The sequence below is a fragment of the Brevundimonas sp. FG128 genome (genome assembly GCF_057809775.1).
On the sequence record NZ_JBMDKP010000004.1, the window covers coordinates 45,186 to 63,469 of the forward strand.

The 18,284-nt window shown below is 65.7% G+C and carries 18 protein-coding genes and 1 tRNA gene; 4 read left to right on the forward strand and 15 right to left on the reverse strand.

Translation table 11 applies throughout. The features are described 5' to 3' along the window. Positions 1-3: 3 nt before the first annotated feature. The 9 genes from ACODSC_RS11730 to ACODSC_RS11770 form a co-directional block, all read right to left on the reverse strand. Positions 4-1,296: a PQQ-dependent sugar dehydrogenase gene (locus ACODSC_RS11730; RefSeq protein WP_488814114.1), complete on the reverse strand. Its 1,293-nt coding sequence runs from the start codon at positions 1,294-1,296 to the stop codon at positions 4-6. Next, positions 1,296-1,724 carry a DUF2231 domain-containing protein gene (locus ACODSC_RS11735; RefSeq protein ID WP_488814115.1) on the reverse strand — a complete coding sequence of 143 codons (429 nt, stop codon included), beginning with the start codon at positions 1,722-1,724 and terminating at the stop codon, positions 1,296-1,298. The genes ACODSC_RS11730 and ACODSC_RS11735 overlap by 1 nt, the downstream gene beginning before the upstream one ends. 110 nt (positions 1,725-1,834) lie before the next feature. Next, complete coding sequence (locus tag ACODSC_RS11740; RefSeq protein ID WP_488814117.1) at positions 1,835-2,437, reverse strand: response regulator transcription factor; 603 nt, start codon at positions 2,435-2,437, stop codon at positions 1,835-1,837. Between the two features lie 27 nt (positions 2,438-2,464). After that, positions 2,465-5,209 carry a M16 family metallopeptidase gene (locus tag ACODSC_RS11745; RefSeq protein WP_488814118.1) on the reverse strand — a complete coding sequence of 915 codons (2,745 nt, stop codon included), beginning with the start codon at positions 5,207-5,209 and terminating at the stop codon, positions 2,465-2,467. A 70-nt stretch (positions 5,210-5,279) separates the two neighbouring features. Beyond that, on the reverse strand, positions 5,280-8,726 hold the full coding sequence (locus tag ACODSC_RS11750) for a TonB-dependent receptor (RefSeq protein ID WP_488814119.1): 3,447 nt from the start codon (positions 8,724-8,726) through the stop codon (positions 5,280-5,282). Between the two features lie 106 nt (positions 8,727-8,832). Next, positions 8,833-9,786 (reverse strand): FecR family protein, encoded by a 954-nt coding sequence (locus ACODSC_RS11755; RefSeq protein ID WP_488814120.1) that lies wholly within the window; start codon positions 9,784-9,786, stop codon positions 8,833-8,835. Beyond that, positions 9,783-10,259 (reverse strand): RNA polymerase sigma factor, encoded by a 477-nt coding sequence (locus ACODSC_RS11760; RefSeq protein ID WP_488814121.1) that lies wholly within the window; start codon positions 10,257-10,259, stop codon positions 9,783-9,785. Before ACODSC_RS11760 ends, ACODSC_RS11755 begins: the two co-directional genes overlap by 4 nt. Positions 10,260-10,492: 233 nt before the next feature. Beyond that, complete coding sequence (locus tag ACODSC_RS11765) at positions 10,493-11,230, reverse strand: hypothetical protein (protein WP_488814122.1); 738 nt, start codon at positions 11,228-11,230, stop codon at positions 10,493-10,495. A gap of 192 nt (positions 11,231-11,422) precedes the next feature. Continuing rightward, entirely contained in the window at positions 11,423-12,082 is a 660-nt protein-coding gene (locus ACODSC_RS11770) for a hypothetical protein (protein WP_488814124.1), read from the reverse strand. Between the two features lie 237 nt (positions 12,083-12,319). On the opposite strand from ACODSC_RS11770, the gene ACODSC_RS11775 reads away from it, so the two are divergent. The 4 genes from ACODSC_RS11775 to ACODSC_RS11790 all read left to right on the forward strand — a co-directional run bounded on the left by ACODSC_RS11775 (position 12,320) and on the right by ACODSC_RS11790 (position 15,634). After that, positions 12,320-13,399 (forward strand): hypothetical protein, encoded by a 1,080-nt coding sequence (locus tag ACODSC_RS11775; RefSeq protein ID WP_488814125.1) that lies wholly within the window; start codon positions 12,320-12,322, stop codon positions 13,397-13,399. Continuing rightward, entirely contained in the window at positions 13,396-14,169 is a 774-nt protein-coding gene (locus tag ACODSC_RS11780) for a CPBP family glutamic-type intramembrane protease (protein ID WP_488814126.1), read from the forward strand. The genes ACODSC_RS11775 and ACODSC_RS11780 overlap by 4 nt, the downstream gene beginning before the upstream one ends. A 141-nt stretch (positions 14,170-14,310) precedes the next feature. After that, positions 14,311-15,030 (forward strand): hypothetical protein, encoded by a 720-nt coding sequence (locus ACODSC_RS11785; protein WP_488814127.1) that lies wholly within the window; start codon positions 14,311-14,313, stop codon positions 15,028-15,030. A 49-nt stretch (positions 15,031-15,079) separates the two neighbouring features. Continuing rightward, positions 15,080-15,634 carry a lysozyme inhibitor LprI family protein gene (locus ACODSC_RS11790; protein ID WP_488814128.1) on the forward strand — a complete coding sequence of 185 codons (555 nt, stop codon included), beginning with the start codon at positions 15,080-15,082 and terminating at the stop codon, positions 15,632-15,634. Positions 15,635-15,645: 11 nt separating this feature from the next. Here the strand turns inward: ACODSC_RS11790 and ACODSC_RS11795 are convergent. From ACODSC_RS11795 to ACODSC_RS11820, 6 genes are all read right to left on the reverse strand, one after another. Beyond that, positions 15,646-15,722 (reverse strand) — tRNA-Arg (locus ACODSC_RS11795). A gap of 218 nt (positions 15,723-15,940) precedes the next feature. Beyond that, a complete protein-coding gene (locus ACODSC_RS11800; protein ID WP_488814129.1) occupies positions 15,941-16,399 on the reverse strand; it encodes a chemotaxis protein CheE in 459 nt (152 codons plus the stop codon). A gap of 10 nt (positions 16,400-16,409) precedes the next feature. Further along, on the reverse strand, positions 16,410-17,000 hold the full coding sequence (locus ACODSC_RS11805; protein WP_488814130.1) for a response regulator: 591 nt from the start codon (positions 16,998-17,000) through the stop codon (positions 16,410-16,412). 4 nt (positions 17,001-17,004) lie between these two features. Beyond that, a complete protein-coding gene (locus ACODSC_RS11810) occupies positions 17,005-17,346 on the reverse strand; it encodes a DUF8776 family protein (protein WP_488814131.1) in 342 nt (113 codons plus the stop codon). A 1-nt stretch (position 17,347) separates the two neighbouring features. Then, positions 17,348-17,890: a chemotaxis protein CheD gene (locus ACODSC_RS11815; RefSeq protein WP_488814132.1), complete on the reverse strand. Its 543-nt coding sequence runs from the start codon at positions 17,888-17,890 to the stop codon at positions 17,348-17,350. After that, positions 17,887-18,276, reverse strand: coding sequence for a response regulator (locus tag ACODSC_RS11820; RefSeq protein WP_488814133.1), 390 nt, complete (start codon positions 18,274-18,276; stop codon positions 17,887-17,889). Before ACODSC_RS11820 ends, ACODSC_RS11815 begins: the two co-directional genes overlap by 4 nt. Positions 18,277-18,284: the final 8 nt, after the last annotated feature.

Genomic DNA, 18,284 nt, shown 5'->3' on the forward strand with positions numbered 1-18,284 from the left:
GGCCTACCTCTGCGGCGCGATCCGCCAGACGGTGTTGGACAGGTCGTCGGCCACCAGCAGGATGCGACGCTGGGCGTCGAAGGTCACGCCGACCGGGCGACCGCGCGCCTCGCCGTCCTTGATGAAGCCGGTGACGAAATCGACCGGCGGACCGGCCGGGCGGCCATTGGCGAAGGGCACCCAGGCGACCTTGTAGCCGGACAGGTCCTGGCGGTTCCAGCTGCCGTGTTCGCCAATGAAGGCGCCTTGGCTGAAGCCGCCGCCAAAGCCGCCGGCCGTGGCGAAGCTGAGCCCCAGAGCCGCGACGTGCGAGCCCAGCGCATAGTCGGGCGCAATGGCGCGCTCCACCATGTCCGGCTTCTGCGGGTGAACGCGCGGATCAAGGTTCTTGCCCCAGTAGCTGTAGGGCCAGCCATAGAAGGCGCCTTCGCGAACCGAAGTCAGATAGTCGGGCACCAGTTGCGGGCCCAGTTCGTCGCGCTCGTTGGCCACCGCCCATAGTGCGCTGGTGGTCGGCTCGATCGCCAGGGCGGTCGGATTGCGGATGCCGGTGGCGAAGGTGCGATGCGCGCCGGTCTGGCGATCGACGGCCCAGACGACCGCGCGATCCTGCTCGACGTCCATCCCGCGCTCGCCGATATTGCTGTTCGAGCCGATGCCGACATACAGGGTCAGGCCGTCGGCGCTGGCCGTCAGGGACTTGGTCCAGTGGTGGTTGATGGCCGACGGCAGCTTGGTCAATTCCTGACGCGGCGCGGTGATGCGCGTCTGACCCGGCTGATAGTCGAAACGCACCAGCGCGCCCTGTTCGGCGACATAGAGGGCGCCGTCCACGAACGCCATGCCGTACGGGGCGTCCAGATCGTCGATGAAGGTGGTGCGGACCTCGGGCCGGCCGTCGCCATTGGCGTCACGCAACAGGGTGATGCGGTTGCCGCCCTTCACGGAGGTTTTGCCTTTCGCCTTGATGACGCCGGCGATGATGTCCTTGGGCCGCAGTTTGGGCGCATGGCCGCCAGATCCTTCGGCGATTAGGATGTCGCCATTGGGCAGGACCAGGATCTGGCGCGGAATCTTGAGGTCGGTCGCCATCGGCGTGACCATGAAACCGGCCGGGACGGTGGGGGCCTCGCCGTTCCAACCGACCGGGGTGGCGATCTTCATCGGCGGGACCAGGGTCTCGTTGCGGCCGGGGAGATCGGGATTGGCGCCCGTCTGGTTCAGATTGGGGTCGCTGCGGCTGCAACCGGCCAGGGCCAGGACGACAGCGGTCGTGCAAAGGAGCTTGTTGATCATCACGCGATCTCCCGCACGGTCGATGTGGAATAGGCCAGCCAGCCGGCGATCAGCACCAGAATGGTCGACAGGATCGACAGGGTCAGACCAAAACCGCCCACGGAGCTCCAGGCGTCCTGGCTGTGTTTGAAGGCGTTGATCAGTCCGAAGATCCAGGCCAGCGCCAGGGCGACGACGTGGATGAGCGCTGACCGCTTCTGGCGGCTGCGCCATGACAGGGCCAGGTCGATGAGGGCGAACACGCCGGCCACGCCGCCGAACACCAGGGCGCCGACGATCAGCCAGGCGGAGAAGTTCGACCACTGCATCTGCGCCGTCCGCAAATAGGCGATGTCGCTGATCAGGGCCGAGCTGAACAGGGCGATGGGAAACGCCAGCAGAAGCCCGCGTAACGGATTAAGGCCCGCACGGATGTTGGACGCATGCATGATCGGCTCCCCCGACATCGCCAACGACAGCGACCCCGATCCAACTCACAGCTGAGCCGTTGGTTCATCGTCGCCGTTTCGAGCGACCTTTTGACGCCGAACGGATGTCCTCAGCGGCCCAGCAGCAGCGCCAAGCGGACGAGGGCGGACATGTCGCCAGCCGCCATCTTGGTCATGACCTTGCCGCGAAAGATTTCGACGGTCCGTGCGCTGATCTGGAGATCGAAGGCGATCGAACTGGTGGTTTGGCCTTGAACCAGGCCGTCGAAGACCTGCCGTTCGCGCGCCGTCAGGCTTTCGAAACGGAGGCGGGCCTGCTCCCGCTCGATGCGCCGTGGCGTTTCGCGGTCCAGAGCCAGGAGGCCGGCCTGGACCGTTTCGATCAGAAGGTCCGGATCAAGCGGCTTTGCCATGAAGTCGAGCACGCCCAGCTTCATCATCTTCACGGCGAAGGGCACGCTCGCTGACGCAGAGACGGCGATCATGTTCCAGGCCCTGCCCCTCAGGCTGGACAGACGCCGGACGAGGTCGGGCACGCCCTCATCGTCCGGCGACACATCGACGACCACGCAGGCGACGGCTTCATCAGGAAGGGCAGCGAACAACGTCGCCGCCTCTCCAAACCCTCGCGCACGCAGCCCCGCCTCCCTGGACCGCTGCACCAGGGTTTCCCTCCATGCGGCGTCCGTATCGACAACAAAGACCGAAGACATCCCGGCGTGTCCGGCTGGACCGTGGGTTCAGCGCAGCCGCGTTCCCTGTGCGTCCCACACCTCCACCTCGCCGAGCCCCAGAGCGCGCACGCCCGCCTCGATCTTGGACAGGTCGCCGACCACGACCCACGTCATGGCGTCGGGGTGCAGCATCGACGACATGGCGGTGACCGATTCCGGCGTGGCGCTGGCATATCGCTCGGGCAGGGTCGTGATCCAGTTGTACGGATGTTCGAAACGGGTGACGTAGCGCAGGTAGTTGACCATCGCGTTGTTGGTCTCGAACTGGTCCGGCAGGGTCAGCACCTCGCCGCGCCGCACCAGATCGAGTTCCTTCGCCGTCGCCGGTCGGGCGCCGCCGATATCGTGCAGCTCCTTGGAGATTTCGCTCAGCGCCTGGGCGGTCCGATCAGTCTGGATGCTGGTGGCGACGGAGAAGACCTGCGGTCCCCGCGCATCGCCCACGCCGCTGTTGGCCCCATAGGTCCAGCCCTTTTCCTCACGCAGGTTCATGTTCAGACGCGCGGTGAAACCGCCGCCCAGCACGCCGTTCAGCAGGCCGAAGTCGAAGTTTCGGGCATCCAGACCGTCCGGCATCACCTGCCCGACCCGGATCACCGACTGGATCGCGCCGGGTTTGTCGACCAGCACGATGCGCGGCGCGGTCTGGTCGGCCACGGCGGCGATTGTCTTCGTCCCCTTCGGCGTCGCCGGCGCCTGCCAGTCGCCGAAATTCTTCTCCAGCGTGGCCATCAACGTCGTGAAGTCTTCGTCGCCGGCGGCCAGGATCACGGCGTTGTCAGGCCGGATATAGCGCTGATGGAAGGCCACGAGATCGTCGCGGGTGTAGGAAGCGATGGTCTCCACACGCCCCGCCAGCGGCGCGCCATAGGCGTGATCGGCGCCGTAGATCAGATTGTTGAAGACGCTGCCTGCGATGCTGTCGGGATCGACCAGGGCCTGCTGCAGGCCTGAGAGCGACGCCGTCCGCTCGCGCTGCAGGTCGCTCTCGCGGAAACCGGGATCGCGGATATAGTCGGCCCACAGGGCGACCGTGTCCTCGAAGGACCGGCTCAGCGCCGAGACGGCGAAGTCGGTGGTGTCGGAATCGCTGTAGGCGTAGATGCGAGCGCCCAGCATTTCCTGCGCCTGGGCGAACTCCTGACCGGTCATGGTCTTGGTGCCGTCGTCCATCAGGCCGACGGTGAAGCCTTGCAGCCCCTCCTTCATGCCCAGATCGGCCGAACCGCCGGCGTCGAACGCCATGACCATGTCGACGGTCGGCACGCCCTCGCGATGCGAATAGAGCACCCGCATGCCGTTCGACAGGCGCCCTTCCTCCAGCGGGGGCAAGGCCAGGTCCGGCATCGGCCCCATGCCCGGCAGTTGGCTGCGGTCCGCCCCGTCAGGGCCGGCGGCGAACTGGGCCTGCGGGACCACGGTCAGGCGATAGTTCGGGCGCGCCAGCCAGGCCTTCGAGGCCGCCTTCACCTGATCGGCTGTCAGGGCGTCGAACTTCTCCTGGTCGATCTGGAATTGACCCGGATTGTCGTCGAACACGGTGCCGCCCGACAGCATCATCGCCCGGACGAACAGGGATTCGAGCGAACGGACGTTGTCGCCATAGGCGCCGATCTTGTAGCGCTGAAGCTCCTCGGCCGTCGGGCCCTGGTCGATGAAGCGGGTCAGCTCCTGTTGCAGCAGGGCTTCCGCCTCGGCGCGGTCGGCGTCAGGCTTGAGGCGGATGTCGATGGTGAAGGCGCCCGAGATCGCCGAGCTTTCATAGTTGGCCGACACGCTGGTCGCGAGCTGACGGTCGAGCACCAGCGCCTGGTGCAGGCGAGACAGCCGCCCGCGCCCCAGGATGGACGAGGCCATGCGCAATGCAGGACCTTCCTCCGCGCCGTGACCGGGCACCGGCCAGCTCCAGGCCAGCGCCGCCTGGGGCACATTGTCGGCGACGACCTCGGTCTTGACCCGGTCCAGCACGGGGGTCCAGTCGGTCATGCGACCGACCGGCGGACCTGCGGGCACGCTGGCGAAATAGCGGGTCATCAGCTCACGCGCCTGCTCCACCGTCACGTCGCCGGCCAAGGTCACCACGGCGTTCGACGCCCCGTAATAGCGGCGGAACCAGTCCTTCACGTCCTCCAGCGAGGCGTCGTTGAGGTCGTCCATCGAACCGATGACCGTGTGATGATAAGGGTGGTCGGACGGATACAGCGCCTCGCCGCGCAGCTCCGGCATCATCGCATAGGGGCGGTTTTCGTAGGTGCGCTTCTCGTTCTGGACGACGCCCCGCTGCTCATCCAGCTTGGCCTGGGTCACGGCGCCGAGCAGATAGCCCATCCGGTCGGACTCCAGCCACAACACGCGTTCCAGCCCCCCGGTCGGAACGACTTCATAGTAGTAGGTCTGATCCTGAGACGTGGCGCCGTTGACGGCCGAGACGCCGATCTCCTGCAGCGGCGGCATGTATTCATCGTCGCGGTGTTCCGAACCGTTGAACATCAGATGTTCGAATAGATGCGCGAAGCCCGACTTGCCCTGAGGCTCGTTCATCGACCCGACGTGATACCAGACGGCCACCGCCACCTTGGGCGCGGAATGGTCTTCGTGCACCACCACGCGAAGGCCGTTCGGGAGGGTAAAGCGCTCATAGGGCACCAGCGCCTGCCCCTGCGGGGCGGCCTGGGGAGCGGTTTGGGCGACGCTTGCGCTCGAGGCGGCGAGCACCGCCGCGACCGACGCCAGCAGCAGCATCTTCTTCATCGGGTATCCTGACATGCAAGGTAAGGTCGGCCGGCGCGCTCAGGCGCCGGCCGTGAACTGAAGGCGTCGATCAGAAGGTCGCGGACAGACCGATCTTGATGTTGCGACCGCCCAGATAGGTCCCCTGGGTGTAGTATTTGGGCGAACCGTTCTCGCCGCCGAACGTCTGTTCCAGATCCGGATCATCCGTCCCGTTGAGCAGGTCGTTCGCCTCGACATAGACGCGGAAGCTGCCGAAGGCCGGCCTCAGATAGTATTCGGCGCGGAAGTCCAGCGTCTGAACCCCTTCGGTATAAACGCTGAGGCCGCGCGGCTGGAACAAGGACAACGACCGCGACTGATAACCGTAAGTCAGCGTCGCATCGATGTCGTACTTGTTATAGGTCAGCGCCGCCGTGCCCGAATAATCGGGCTGCTGGGTGAACGGCAGGCCGCTGAACTCATAAACATGATCCGGGTCCGGATCGTAGGCCCAGTTGTAGCGGTCCGTCCGCGAGCTGTGCGTATAGGTGTGGTTGGTGAACACGCCGAACCCGCCCCAGAAGCCCGGTAAGAAGTCGAACCGCCGCTCGGCCTGGGCCTCAATACCCCACAGTTCGGCGATCTCGTCGCTGTTCACCGGACTGCCGCCGATGATGAAGGCCGAACTCGGATTGTTCGGATCGAAATAGGGCGCGCCGTTGAAATACGGGTGGTCCGGCAGGGTGACGGACGCCAGCACGGCCGGCCCGTTGGTGATGTTGGTCTGCAGCAGATTGTCGATCCGCTTGTAGAAGGCGCTGACCTTGAAGATGCCGACGCCGGAATAGTATTCGGCGCTGATGTCGAAATTGTCCGTCGTCGCCGGCTTCAGATTGGGGTTGCCGCTGTTGATCTGCAGGATCGGCTTGACCCCTTCCGGACCAGGGATCGGGAAATTGATGAAGGAGATGCGGGTCTCGCTGGACAGCTGACCGATCGAAGGCCGGGCCACGGACAGGAAGTAGCCGCCCCGGAAGATCAGGTCGTCGTTCCAGCGATAGTTGAACAGCACCCGCGGCAGGATGTCCTCGGCCGTCGTCTCTTCGGTCACCAACTTGGTGAATTCGTTCTGGAAGGTCAGATCGACGCCGATACCGCCGCCGTTCTCGGGCAGGATCGGGCCCGTATAGACGGGGAAGCTGAGGTTGGTCGCCGCCAGCTTGGTGCGATTGTAACGCAGGCCGCCGATGATCTCGAGCTTGCCGATGTCCACGCGCGCCTGGATGTAGCCGGCGAAGTTGTCCTCTACGGTTTTCTGATTGCCCTGATCGGGATGCGGCACGATGGGCGTGAGCGTCAGGCCGGACGGCCCGCCCGCGATGCTGTCCAGATTGTCGACGAGGTTGCGCAGGGCGCCTTCGCTCAAGGTCGAGAAGCCCGCGCCCGACAGGCCGATGCGCGACAGGTCCGACGGCACGAAGTCGAAGCCCAGCGCCGAGACCGGAATGCCGCCCCCGATCTGACTGCGGACCAGATCGCTGCGGAACTCGGTGCTTTCGTAAAAGGCGCCGACCTCGACGTAGTTCAGGAAGCCGCTGCCCCGCGTCCAGCGTGCGCTGCCGCTGGCGGTGTAGCGATCATTGCTGCCTTCGGTCTCGTCGAGCTGACCGCTCGCATTTTCGATGGTGAAGGCTGACGGGTCGTTGACCAGCGCCCAGCCCGCTGCGCTGAGCAGGGGCAAGGGGATGCCCTTGCCATTTCGCGGACCGAAGCCGGTGACGATATTGCCGGTTTCAGGATCGAAGGCCTCAGGCAGGAACAGCGCCGCGGTGGCGTCGGTGTCGGGCATACGCAGCTGGGTGCTGAAGCTGGCCGGATGGGTTTCGGTGCCGTGCGCGTAGCCGGCGAGGTATTTGAACTCGAACGCGCCCAGGGTGGTCTTGCCGTTCAGACTGTAGGTGTCGGTGATCTTCTCGACGTCGCGATCATAGCCATAGTTCTGGGATCGCTGGATGCCGGCGTTGCCCGGCGTCAGGTCCAGCATCAGTTGGGCGTTGGGACCCTGCCCCTGCACGACCGCATAGTCGGCCCCGGTTGAGAAGGTATCCGACAGGGAGAAGAAGTCGGTCGTCGCTTGCGAATGCTGAATGTCGAACTTCAGGTTGGTGTGGCTGGCGATCTGCCATTCGGCCGACAGGGTCAGCGCCAGGTTCTCGGTGTCGTCGTGATAGAAGTTGGTGTTGACGCCACGCGGATAGGCCCCGCTCTCGCCGTCGATGAAGGGGAAGTTCAGCAGGGGATCAACCGCATCCAGCGTCAGGATCGGATCGCCGTTGGCGTCCAGCGGCAGGTAGCGGCCGAAGCTCAGCGCACCGCCGTTGCTGCCCGCGTCGTAGGAGATCGAGCGGGTGCTCTTGTTGCGATACTGAACCGAGGCGCTCAGGCCGAAATTCTCGCCGAAGGTGCCGGCGATGGTGCCGGAGGCCAGGAAGTCCTCGTTGAACTCCTTGGGCGTGCGCCCGCCCTCGATCAGGAAGTTGGCGTAGCGATGCGGCCGGTCGAGCGGCGACATCGTCTCGATCTCGATCAGACCGCCCGTGCCGGAACTGTCCTGGCTGGGCAGCAGGGACTTGTTGATGGTGATGCGGCTGACGGAATCCGCCAGCAGGTTCGACAGGTCGGCGGAGCGGCCGACGCCGTTGCCGACGGCCAGGTTGACGCCGTTCAGCTTGACCGCGTTCATGTCGGGCTCCAGCCCGCGCACGATCACATTGGTGCCGTCGCCGGTCACCGAGTTGCGCTGGAAGGCGATGCCGGGCGCACGACGCAAAGCTTCGGCGAAGGTCGTGCCGGTGAAGTTGCCCAGGTCATCGGCCGAGATCACGTCGGCGCTGTTCTCGGCGGTGCGTTGCAGGTTCAGAGCGTTGGCGCGGGCGCTGCGCGAGCCGAAGACGACGATGTCGTCCACCGTGCCAGCGAGGGCTTCGCTCAGGGCGAAGTTCTGTTCCCGCGTTCCGCCGGCGGGAATGTTCACCGTCTCGGTAAGCGGCTCATAGCCCAGAAAGGTGATTTCGACCGTGTGATCTCCGGCGGTCAGTCCAGAGAAACGAAAGTTGCCGTAGCCGTCGACAACCGCCGTCTGATCGGTGTCCACCAAGCGCACCAGCGCTCCATCCAGTCCGCGCGAGTTGGAGGCGGCCGAGACACGGCCGACCAGAACGCCTTGACCCTGTCCGGCCGTCTGTGCAGCGGCGGGGCCGCTGACGATGAATGATCCGCCGTCGGTGACGCCCAGCCGTAGGCCCGAGCCGCGCAACAGGGTCTCGTAGGCGGTCTGCGCCGAATAGCTGCCCTGCAGCGCTGCGGCGGCCTTTCCGCGCACGAGGTCGCCGGAAAAGACCACATTGGTGTCCGTCTGCGACGCGACGGCGCGAAGCGACGCCTCTAGCGGCTGGGCGGGAAGACTGAATGTGTAAAGCGCCTGCGCATTGGCGCTGGTCGCCGACAAGACAAGAACGCTGGCGCTAGCGGCCAGGGCGAACGAACGTGAAAACATAGATCCCCCAGTGTCGGGAGCGCGATCCCCCGCCTCCCACTAGGGTAGACGCGTTTCAACCCGGAAACTGACACTATAGGGACATAAAAAGTTTAACTTTGCGCAATCATCGCACGACGTGCAAAGTTTGACCCTGTTTTTCGATGTGCAAGCCATGCAGAGCTGCCGCCGCCTCTGCGAAATCCGCGGCATTGGTCGAGAAGACGCCGGACACCGGAAGCGCCGCGACCCGAGGATCGTCGACCACGATCGGCGGCCCTCCATAGCGGTTGAGTTCGTTCACGGCCGAGCCCAGCGGCGTATCACGAAACACCGTCTGCCCCCGCCGCCATGCGGTCGCGACCTCGACGGACTCGGGCTCGATCCTTGACGATCCTTGCGCAGGTTCGGTCAGTTTTTCACCGGGGCTCAGCATAACGACACGGTTCAACCCCGCCTTACCGCGCGGCCCCTCGTGCGACACCGCCACCCTGCCCTTGATCAGGGTCACGACGACGTCGTCGCCCGTTCGCCGGACCGTGAAGACGGTGCCGATGGCCAGGACCTTGGTATCGCCCGCGACCACGACGAAGGGCCGATCCGCGTCATGGGCGACTTCGAACATCGCCTCGCCCCGATCCAGCTCGATCCGGCGCCGGTCTGCGTCGAACCGCACATTCACCTGGGTGTCGGTATTGAGCGCGATACGGCTGCCGTCTCGCAGGGTCGCGACCTTCTGCTCGCCCAATCTGGTGGCGTAATCCCCGGCGTCCTTCATCGACACCCAGATGACGCCGAGGCCGACCAGCAACGACAGACAGGCTGCGACGGCGAACGCGGGCAATGCGCGACGACGCGGAGCCGGGGCATGCATGAGCGGCTCATCCGCAACATGGGCGGCGGCGCGCGGCAGGATCGCCCAGACCTCGCTCGCCCGCTCAAAGGCCGCCGCATGCAGGGGATCCTCCTCAAGCCAGGCGTCCAGCGCCGGTTGGGCGGCGCCCCCCCGGTCGGCGTGCAACCGCGCCATCCAGGCGGCGGCCTCGGCGTCGACGCCGCGTGTGAACGCAGGGCCGCTCATGACTTCGCCATCCAGGCCATTAGCTGTAGCGTCGCGCGGGCGACCAGCTTCTCAACGGCGGCGACGCTCATGTCTTCCGAAGCCGCGATTTCGGAATAGCTCATATTGTCCAGCCGCCGCTTCAGCAGGATGCGCCGCGTGCGTTCCGATAGTTGATCCAGACCTGCCGCCACCTGCCGCAGCCGAACCCGCGCCTCAACGATCCGGGCGGGATCGGGCGCGGCGTCGGGGATTTCATATAGTTCGACGCCTTCGGAGATCGGCATGCGCGACCGGCTGCGCTGTCGATCGATCGACAGATTGACCGCCGCCTTGACCAACAGCGCTTCCTGCGACTGGACCTCGTGCGTCCGCTGATATTTCTCGACCTTCAAAAACGCCTCGTGCACCAGCTCGTCGGCATCCTGATCGGCGATCCCCTGCCGAAGCACGGCTCGCCGGGCCTTTGCCAGAATGTCTGCGAGCGTCGCCATGGATACCCCTGCCCTACTCTTCAGACGGCCGAGCACGCCAAACCTGACACGCAAGGCGAGTGGCGGGACGTATTTCTGAGTTCAACGAACAGGAAACGGCCGAACGGGATCATGACCCGACGCCATCCACGTTCCGGCCGCCGAAGTCCACCTCTGACGAGCGCGACCAGCGCTTGAATCGATCAGGGGCGGATAGACCGGACGTGTTCGCCGGATCGCGCCGCCGTCACGGCCTAGTTCGCCGGCTCCACATAAAGGACCTCGCCCGACCCGCTTACGCGGCAGGTCGTCCGGTAGCTGCCCGTGGCCATGGTGAGCGAATATTCGTTGCGACCCAGTTCGCGCATGCTGATCGGGACGCTCGATCCCGGCGCGCGGTTCAGATAGCTGTCGGCTCGGCGCACACAGGCCTCCTGCGCGGCGTCGGGCACGCCGCGCACCCAACGGCTGTTGGAATAGCGACGATTGGAGGCTTCGGTCTCTCCCGCCAGATACCCCTCGTGGTAGCCCTCGGTTTCGTGCCGATCGTCATAGGCCGCGCCATAGAGGGCCGCCTGGTAGCCGCGCTGATATTCGCGGTCGTGGTTGTCGTCCGCGTCATTGTGATGACTGTTGTGGGCCGCCAGCGCCGCAGCCAGACCCACCAGCGCCACGCCGGCGACGATGGCGCCGGTGTTGGACGAGGACGATCGTCCACCGCATTCGTCGCGCCCGGCCTGGTTGATGGACTGGTATCGGCCGTCTCGAGTCATGATCGACACGCATTCGTCGCCCCGACGCCAATAGGTCATGCGACCGTCGCCGACGACCTCGCTGCGATCCGTCGCCTGATAGCCGCGTCGCTGCAGTTCAGCCTCGGACTGTCCGGCCCTTGCGCCGACCAGATCGCTCAATCGCGACGGGGTCTGAGCCAGGACCGGCGTCGCCGCCAGGGTGAAAACCAGTGCGGCCTTGATCAGGCGAGACGTCATGGCATCCTCCGTTCAGGTGCGGTCGTCGATCCATGTCGCAGCCGCAGAGACAAAACCGTTGGTGTTGGAAACTGACACGGAAAATCGCGTTACGCGAGAGACGGTTCCCCATCCAACCGCCATTAAGGCTGAATTTTGGTTTCGAAGGCCTGCAAGACCGCGCGGCGTCCCCCGCCTATGGCCGACGACCCGTCAGATGTAGCCGACCGGGATGATCACCAGGAGCATATAGACGATCGCCCTCAGCGTGGCCCAGACGGCGATGACGGCCGCCTTCGGTCTGGAGATGTTGAGCTTCATTGAGAACCAGGCGGACTGAACCACCAGGAACCACAGCACGCCGCCGCAGATGATTGCGGTGCCGATGGCGTTGTTGAGTTCGGGCCGCCGCAGGAAGACATCCCCGGCCGCGACGAAGGCGGCGCAGAAGGCGGCCAGATAGCATTGCGCATAGAAGGGCGCTCTCAGCGTCTGGCGGCTCAACTTCTTGCCCTGTCGCGTCACCACGCTGGACGCCGCGATCAGGGGCACCAGGCTGAATATCAGGGTGCGGAACAGGGTCAGGTTCTGCTGGGTCGCGGTGATCGTCTTCAGCATCGACGTGGTCGCGTCCGGCGGAGCGACGTGGGCGGCCGCCGAGATCAGGTTGGACAGAAGGATCGTCACCATCAGCAGCAGCGGCGGGCTGAGCGCGTCGTCGTAACGATGCTCGTTATCGTCGCTCTGCTCCCGATCGGAATATTCCATCGCCTTCAGCGGGTGCAGCATGATGCGGCCGAGCGTCAGCGGATAGAAAATCAGCCAGCTTGCGGCTTCGAAGATAAAATCCTCGAAGCTCTTCAGGAGCTTCATGAAGTCCATGATCGCCTCGGATCGCCGGTCGATGGCCTGGGGCGAGCACAGTCGCAGAGCCGGGGCGGTTTCACAATCCAGAGACGATCGGCGCCGGCAGAGGGCGACGCTCACGGCCGCGGTTGACGCCAATCCAGAGATAGGGGCTACTGTTCGCTGAACGGCGACCGCTCATGCACGAGCGGCCAACCGTGACCTGACTGAGACAGATCGGCTGACGGTGTTCAGGAGAGCAGGATGAAGGGTTCGACCGAGGTCTGGCTGATCCGGCTTTCCGCGATCCTGTGGTTCCTGATCCTGGTCGGGATGCTGCTGAGCCTGCCGATCCTGTCCGATGTCGGCTGGTGGGCGGCGCCGGCCCTGGCGGTCGTCGCGGCGGTTCTGGCCTTCCCCATCGCCTGGGGCGTGCGGCGACTGTTTTCCGGACAGCGGCGACAGACGTGGCGAGCCTCGCTGCTGAAGACCGCTCTTGCGACCTTCGCCCTGCTGTCGATCCTGGCGGCGACCCCGATCTATTACCTGGCGTTCAACGCCGCCCTGCGCCCCGCGACCGTACCGCTGGCCACCCTGTCGAACGGCAGGAAGACGGTCGTCTTCCAGGGCATGATGCATATCGGCGCCGAGAGCTTCTACAAGGGCGTGGTCTACGACCTGGAACGCGCGCTGACCGAAGGCTACGTCCTCTTCTACGAAGGGGTCCAGCCGGACCCCAGCGCGGACGCCTGGTTCAGCCAGACCTTGGCCGGCGGCGGCGACCTGTCGGCCAACTACACCGCCCTGGGCAAGGCCTGCGGTCTGGATTTCCAGCTCAACTATTTCACCCTGCTGGACGTGGACAAGGCGGCGCACCCCGAGCGTCACGTCACCGCCGACGTCACCACCGGCGACATGAAGCGCGAATACGAGCGGCTCGTCCAAACAGATCCCGACTTCGCCGCCTACGCCCGATCCAGGGAGGTGAAGGCGGACGAAACATCAGGAGCCAAGATCGCGCAGGCTCTGGACTGGCTGAACCGCGCGACGCCGGGACAGCAGGCGCTGATCGGCACGGCCTGCCGAGGCGTCCTGACCATCGTCACATCCAACGATGATGCGAGCGATCCGATCAACAGGGTCGTGCTCGACTATCGCAATCGCGCGCTTGCGGCGAGGATCGCCCAGAGCCCGGCGAACAAGATCTATGTGACCTACGGCGCCGGACACCTGCCCGGCCTGCTGCGCGACCTGAAGGCGATGGACCCCGCCTGGGAGATCAAGTCCATCAAATGGGAGCGGACTATCGAAACGCCCGAAACCCTGAGCGGACAGTTGAAATGAACACTGCGATCCATGTGCGCAAGCGGCGAAGATCGCGGGCGCGCGACTTCCCCTACTACGCTGGTGATCCGGTCCAGATCGGCGCGCGCGGCTGGTTGGTCATCATGCTGGCCCTGGCGGTGGCCTTCGCGCAGTTGGAGCTGCTGCCGCTGAAGACCTTCCCCCTCGACTTCATCCCGACGCTGCTGTTCACCGGCCTTCCGCTGCTGGCCGTGATGGCGGTGACCGGATGGCGAGCCCCCGCCCTCTTTCGTCCGTTGGGATTCAGGGGTCTTTTCATAGCCCTGGGGTTCGCCGTCCTGACCATCGTCAGTTCGATGATCGCCGGCCTGCTGCTCACCCGCATAATGGAATTATCGTCGAACACGGCGGTGGCCGACCTTGCGGCGGCCGGCGTCGCCGATCTGCTGCTTTTCCTGGCGCGCACCTTCATTCAGCTCATCGGCGAAGAACTGATCACCATCCTGCCGCTGCTCGCCATCCTCTGGCTCTGCGTCTCCAGGTTCGGCATGTCGAGGCGTTGGGCGCTCGCTATCGCCGTCATCGTGTCCACTCTGTTGTTCGCGGCCCTGCACCTGCCGACCTATGACTGGAACGTCGTGCAGTGCCTCGGGACGATCGGCACGGCGCGCCTGGTCCTGACGCTGGCCTATGTCGTCACCCGCAATCTGTGGGTCTCGGCGACCGCGCACATCGCCAACGACTGGTCGCTGTTTCTCATGTCGTTCGCCGGCGGACATCTGCCCATCGGCACGGACGACCCGATTTAGAATCCAAGTGGCGCGCGGAACTCCTGCGCGTCATCGCCGCTCTAGCCTTGGGCCTGGACGCCATCCGCCTCCGCGCCGCCGGTGCAAGTGTTTTTCAGCGTCATCCGTCGCCCCAGCGCGGCCTTTGCAGGAGACTTTGAGATGCGACCTTCAGCCCTTGTCATGAGCCTGGCCCTGCTTTCGCCGCTCGCCCTTCCAGACGCGGCCTCGGCGCAGACCGCCCCGTCCGACGTTCGGGATCTGGTCGGCGCCCGAGGCAGCAGCGGGGAGACCGCTCTGGGCGCGCGCGGCTACGCCAATGTGGGGGCGGAAACCGGCGACGACCGGACTTGGACCTACTGGTGGAACGAGCGGCGCGGCGTGTGTCTGTCGGTCGTGACCATGAACGGCCGCTACGACTCCATCATGGCGACGCCGGCGCCCGACTGTCGGCGATCCCGCCCGACGACGCTTCCGGGGCCTGTCGGCGGCCCCGTCGACGGGCGTCCCACTACCTTGCCGGGCCCGGTAGGCGGCCCGGTAGCCAGCGGCCGGACCGAGACCATCCGCTTTGCGCGCGGCGCCTCGTCGGCGACCCGCCAGGGAACCGTGTCAGGCTATGAGACGGTGACCTATCTGGTCGATCTTCGAGCCGGCCAGATGCTGAACGTGGCGATGCGGACGTCGAACCGGTCGAGCTATTTCAACGTCACCGCGCCCGGCGCGAACCAGGCCCTGTTCATCGGATCGACCAGCGGCGCCCGGTATCAGGGGCGCACGACCGCCAGCGGAACCTACAAGATCGAAGTCTATTTGATGCGCAACGCCGCTCGTCGCGGCGAACGCGCCAACTATTCGATCGAGGTGGGCGCGCGTCGGTGACGACTGACCGCGGGCCCCGCCAGTCTGAGACGGCCGGTCGGACAACCCTATGAGCATCCTTCTCTGGGCGGTAGGACTGTGGATGACGGCGCAAGCGGTCCCGCCGCCGATGGAGCAGACGACGGCGGACTGCGAACACTCCGTCTATGCCTCCGACCAGTTCATTTGCGACGATCCCGCCCTGTCTGCACAGGAGCGCGACATCGCCGCGCGTTGGGCGGCGCTGGCGACCACTATGCCTTCAAGCGCCTGGATCGAGGATCAGCCCGCCTGGTTCAAGCGTCGCGCGCTTTGCGCCTTCCAGGCCGACCAGCGCGCCTGCTTGCGCGGAGCAAACCAAGAGCGTCTGACCGTCTTCGCCTCAACTTCTCGCCCCGCAAATGACGCCCTCAGCGCCGCTCGCTGCGTCGGCCCCCGTGTTCGCCAGACGCTGCAACTCCACCTCGGCGACGGAGCAATCTCGGCCTACGACGACACGGGCCTGGTCTGGATCGCCGGCCGACGAACAGCAGCCTGGTCACCGTTCAACGCCGTTATTTCTGAAAAGCACCTGACCATCCAGCGACAGGACGGCGCCCGGCTTTCGTGCCGGTGGTCACGCTGATCAGGAGGCTATGGCGACCCCGGCAGGACTCCAACCTGCGACCTCGGCTTTAGGAAAGCCTTGCTCTATGCAGCTGAGCTACGGGGCCACGGGATCGACCTAGCGGCTTGTGGCGATTTGGAAAAGCTTTCGCCGTGACGATGGGGGAATTTTTGGCGGTTGAGGCGTTCGCCAATCCTAGGGGCGGTTTGTGGTTAAGGGGCCTTAACCTACCAGATGTCGCAGTGAACAAAGGACGAATCAGCGGGTGTCGGCGATTCGGTCCTGATTCGTTTCGCGCTTGTTCCGCAGCCCGTCGGCGGGCCGTTAACCTGCGGGAGGGACGTGCGCGGTCAGGGTGCGCAGGCCCTCGAGCAGGCGTTCGGAAGCGGCCGTAACGCGGCCTTCGTCGGCCAGGGTCAGGGTCAGGACGCGGACGTGCACCTCGACCGAGGGCCAGGACCAGACCCCGGCCGCGCGCATCCGGTCGGCGATCTCGCACAGGCTGAACGCCGCCTCGAAGAAGGCCGGCACGTCCAGATAACCCGCCATGTCCACCATGGCGGAGGCGAGGGCATAGATCTGGGGTCCGGCGTCGGCGGGGCGCGTGGCGCACAGGGCGCCGACGGCTTCGACATTGGCGGCGAGCAGGGCGAGGACATGGTCGCGCTGGCCATCCAGCGCCTGTTGCGCGCGACTTTCGGCCTCGACCACCAGGCGCCCGCCGGGGCGGGCCATCTGGCGCTGAAGCGAGGTGCGAACCTTGCGGATCGTGGGCTGGGTCATTGATCGCCCTTCACAGGTTCACTCTTGTCGGCTTCATCAGCATGTCGATGGCGGCCTGGTCCATGTTTTCCTCGACGGCTGCGCCCAGTTCTCCGGACAGGTCGCTTTCGCGTCTTCCATCGGCGCCGGCCGGAGGCCCATAGTTGCGTACCCGGCGATCCGGGCCGACGTATTGATCGGCGTCGACGAAGTCGCGATCCTCTCCGCCCAGCCAGACGATCCGTTTCAGCAGGACGGAGGGCGACAGCGGCTTGGCGACGATGAAGCTGGCCCCGCAGTCGCGACCCTGATGAACCTTGGCCTGAGAGGCGTGGCCGAGGATCATGATGACGGGCAGGTAGCGGGCCGGCGTCGGCGCGTCGCGGCGCAGCCAGCGGACGAACTCATAACCGTCCATGTCCGGCATGATGCAGTCGATCAGGATCAGGTCCACGGCTCTGCGCGCCAGCAGTTCCGTGGCGGCCTGGGCCGACTGGCATTTGATCTGTTCCTTGACGCCGAAGCCCTGGACGATCGAGCCGAGCATATCCAGGGAGGTGGGCTGATCGTCGATCAGAAGCACCGTGGTGTGCGCCAGATTGACCCTGTCGCCCCCGGCCATTTGGTCAGAACAGCATCAGGTCGCCCGACGCGGCGGGAGCGGATGGCGGCTCCCCTGCGGCGGGGCGAAGGCGGCCGGCCATGTCGGCCAGGGCCAGGCGGCTGACGGCCTCGGAGGGACTGGCGCCGCCGCCCAGCATGCGCAGTACGCCGGACAACGCTTCCAGCCGCTGGGTCAGGGCGTCCAGCGCCTGGGCTTGGGTCAGAGCGTCGGGGCGCTCCTCGGGCGGAACGCGGCGGACCAGGTCGCTGACCAGGGCCTCGACCCCGTCGATGCCTTCGCGCACGCGCATCAGCTCATCGGCGACGGCGGCCAGAAGCTCGGCGTGTTCGGGCGGGGCGCTCATCTCAGAACAGCTCCAGAGCGCCGGTGTCGACGGGCGGGGCGACGGGAACCGGTTTGGGCGCGACGGTGTCCGTCACGGCGCGCTGAAGGGCGCGACCGGTGACGGGCCAATAGTGCAGACGGCGTCCGCCGTCGCCGCGCAGGCTGCCGCCCACGACCGGGATGGCTTCGTCGCGCAGGAAGCGTTCGGCGAAATCGGCGTTGGCGCGGCCCACGTCGCGCAAGGAATCGAACATGCGGCCGCCGCCGAACAGCTTGGCCTCAAGCCGTTCGCGCCGACCGCCGGCCTTCAGCACGTCGTTGATCAGAAGCTCCATCGCATAGGCGCCGTAGCGGCGGCCCGCGTCGGTGCCCGCCCCCGCCCCCTCGGGCAGCAGGAAGTGGTTCATCCCGCCGATCCCGGCGACCGGGTCGCGCAGGCACATGGCCACGCAGGACCCCAGGATGGTGCTGAGCACGACATTGGGATCGGACGTGATGTGGTGCTCGCCCTGACCGACGTGAACGCGCTTCTCCGCGCTGTCTCTCAGGGCGGCGAAACTCATGTCAGGGGACCGAAGACGGCTTCCAGCTTGCCTTTCAGCTGGGCGACCGTGAAGGGTTTGACCAGGTAGTTGTTGACGCCGAACTGCACGGCGCGCTGCACCAGCTCGCGGTCGGCACGGCCCGTCAGCATGATGAAGGCGGTCTTGGCCGTCGGCGGGTGGGCCCGCACGGCGCGCAGCAGGCCCAGCCCATCCAGATTGGGCATGTTGTAGTCCGAGATGATCAGATGCGCGGGCTTGGTGATGATGTCGCGCAGGGCGATTTCACCGTCGGCGGCTTCGCGGATCTCGCGCACGCCGAGCTGTTGCAGACTGGTGCGGACCAGTGAGCGCATCGTCATCTGATCGTCGACGACCAGGCAGTGGAGAGAGGCGGCGGCGGGCATATGTACGC

Excerpts from the sequence above, each read along its gene's own strand:
- ACODSC_RS11730 (WP_488814114.1), bottom strand. The coding sequence starts at position 1,296 with ATGATCAACAAGCTCCTTTGCACGACCGCTGTCGTCCTGGCCCTGGCC.
- ACODSC_RS11735 (WP_488814115.1), bottom strand. The coding sequence starts at position 1,724 with ATGCATGCGTCCAACATCCGTGCGGGCCTTAATCCGTTACGCGGGCTT.
- ACODSC_RS11740 (WP_488814117.1), bottom strand. The coding sequence starts at position 2,437 with ATGTCTTCGGTCTTTGTTGTCGATACGGACGCCGCATGGAGGGAAACC.
- ACODSC_RS11745 (WP_488814118.1), bottom strand. The coding sequence starts at position 5,209 with ATGAAGAAGATGCTGCTGCTGGCGTCGGTCGCGGCGGTGCTCGCCGCC.
- ACODSC_RS11750 (WP_488814119.1), bottom strand. The coding sequence starts at position 8,726 with ATGTTTTCACGTTCGTTCGCCCTGGCCGCTAGCGCCAGCGTTCTTGTC.
- ACODSC_RS11755 (WP_488814120.1), bottom strand. The coding sequence starts at position 9,786 with ATGAGCGGCCCTGCGTTCACACGCGGCGTCGACGCCGAGGCCGCCGCC.
- ACODSC_RS11760 (WP_488814121.1), bottom strand. The coding sequence starts at position 10,259 with ATGGCGACGCTCGCAGACATTCTGGCAAAGGCCCGGCGAGCCGTGCTT.
- ACODSC_RS11765 (WP_488814122.1), bottom strand. The coding sequence starts at position 11,230 with ATGACGTCTCGCCTGATCAAGGCCGCACTGGTTTTCACCCTGGCGGCG.
- ACODSC_RS11770 (WP_488814124.1), bottom strand. The coding sequence starts at position 12,082 with ATGAAGCTCCTGAAGAGCTTCGAGGATTTTATCTTCGAAGCCGCAAGC.
- ACODSC_RS11775 (WP_488814125.1), top strand. The coding sequence starts at position 12,320 with ATGAAGGGTTCGACCGAGGTCTGGCTGATCCGGCTTTCCGCGATCCTG.
- ACODSC_RS11780 (WP_488814126.1), top strand. The coding sequence starts at position 13,396 with ATGAACACTGCGATCCATGTGCGCAAGCGGCGAAGATCGCGGGCGCGC.
- ACODSC_RS11785 (WP_488814127.1), top strand. The coding sequence starts at position 14,311 with ATGCGACCTTCAGCCCTTGTCATGAGCCTGGCCCTGCTTTCGCCGCTC.
- ACODSC_RS11790 (WP_488814128.1), top strand. The coding sequence starts at position 15,080 with ATGAGCATCCTTCTCTGGGCGGTAGGACTGTGGATGACGGCGCAAGCG.
- ACODSC_RS11800 (WP_488814129.1), bottom strand. The coding sequence starts at position 16,399 with ATGACCCAGCCCACGATCCGCAAGGTTCGCACCTCGCTTCAGCGCCAG.
- ACODSC_RS11805 (WP_488814130.1), bottom strand. The coding sequence starts at position 17,000 with ATGGCCGGGGGCGACAGGGTCAATCTGGCGCACACCACGGTGCTTCTG.
- ACODSC_RS11810 (WP_488814131.1), bottom strand. The coding sequence starts at position 17,346 with ATGAGCGCCCCGCCCGAACACGCCGAGCTTCTGGCCGCCGTCGCCGAT.
- ACODSC_RS11815 (WP_488814132.1), bottom strand. The coding sequence starts at position 17,890 with ATGAGTTTCGCCGCCCTGAGAGACAGCGCGGAGAAGCGCGTTCACGTC.
- ACODSC_RS11820 (WP_488814133.1), bottom strand. The coding sequence starts at position 18,276 with ATGCCCGCCGCCGCCTCTCTCCACTGCCTGGTCGTCGACGATCAGATG.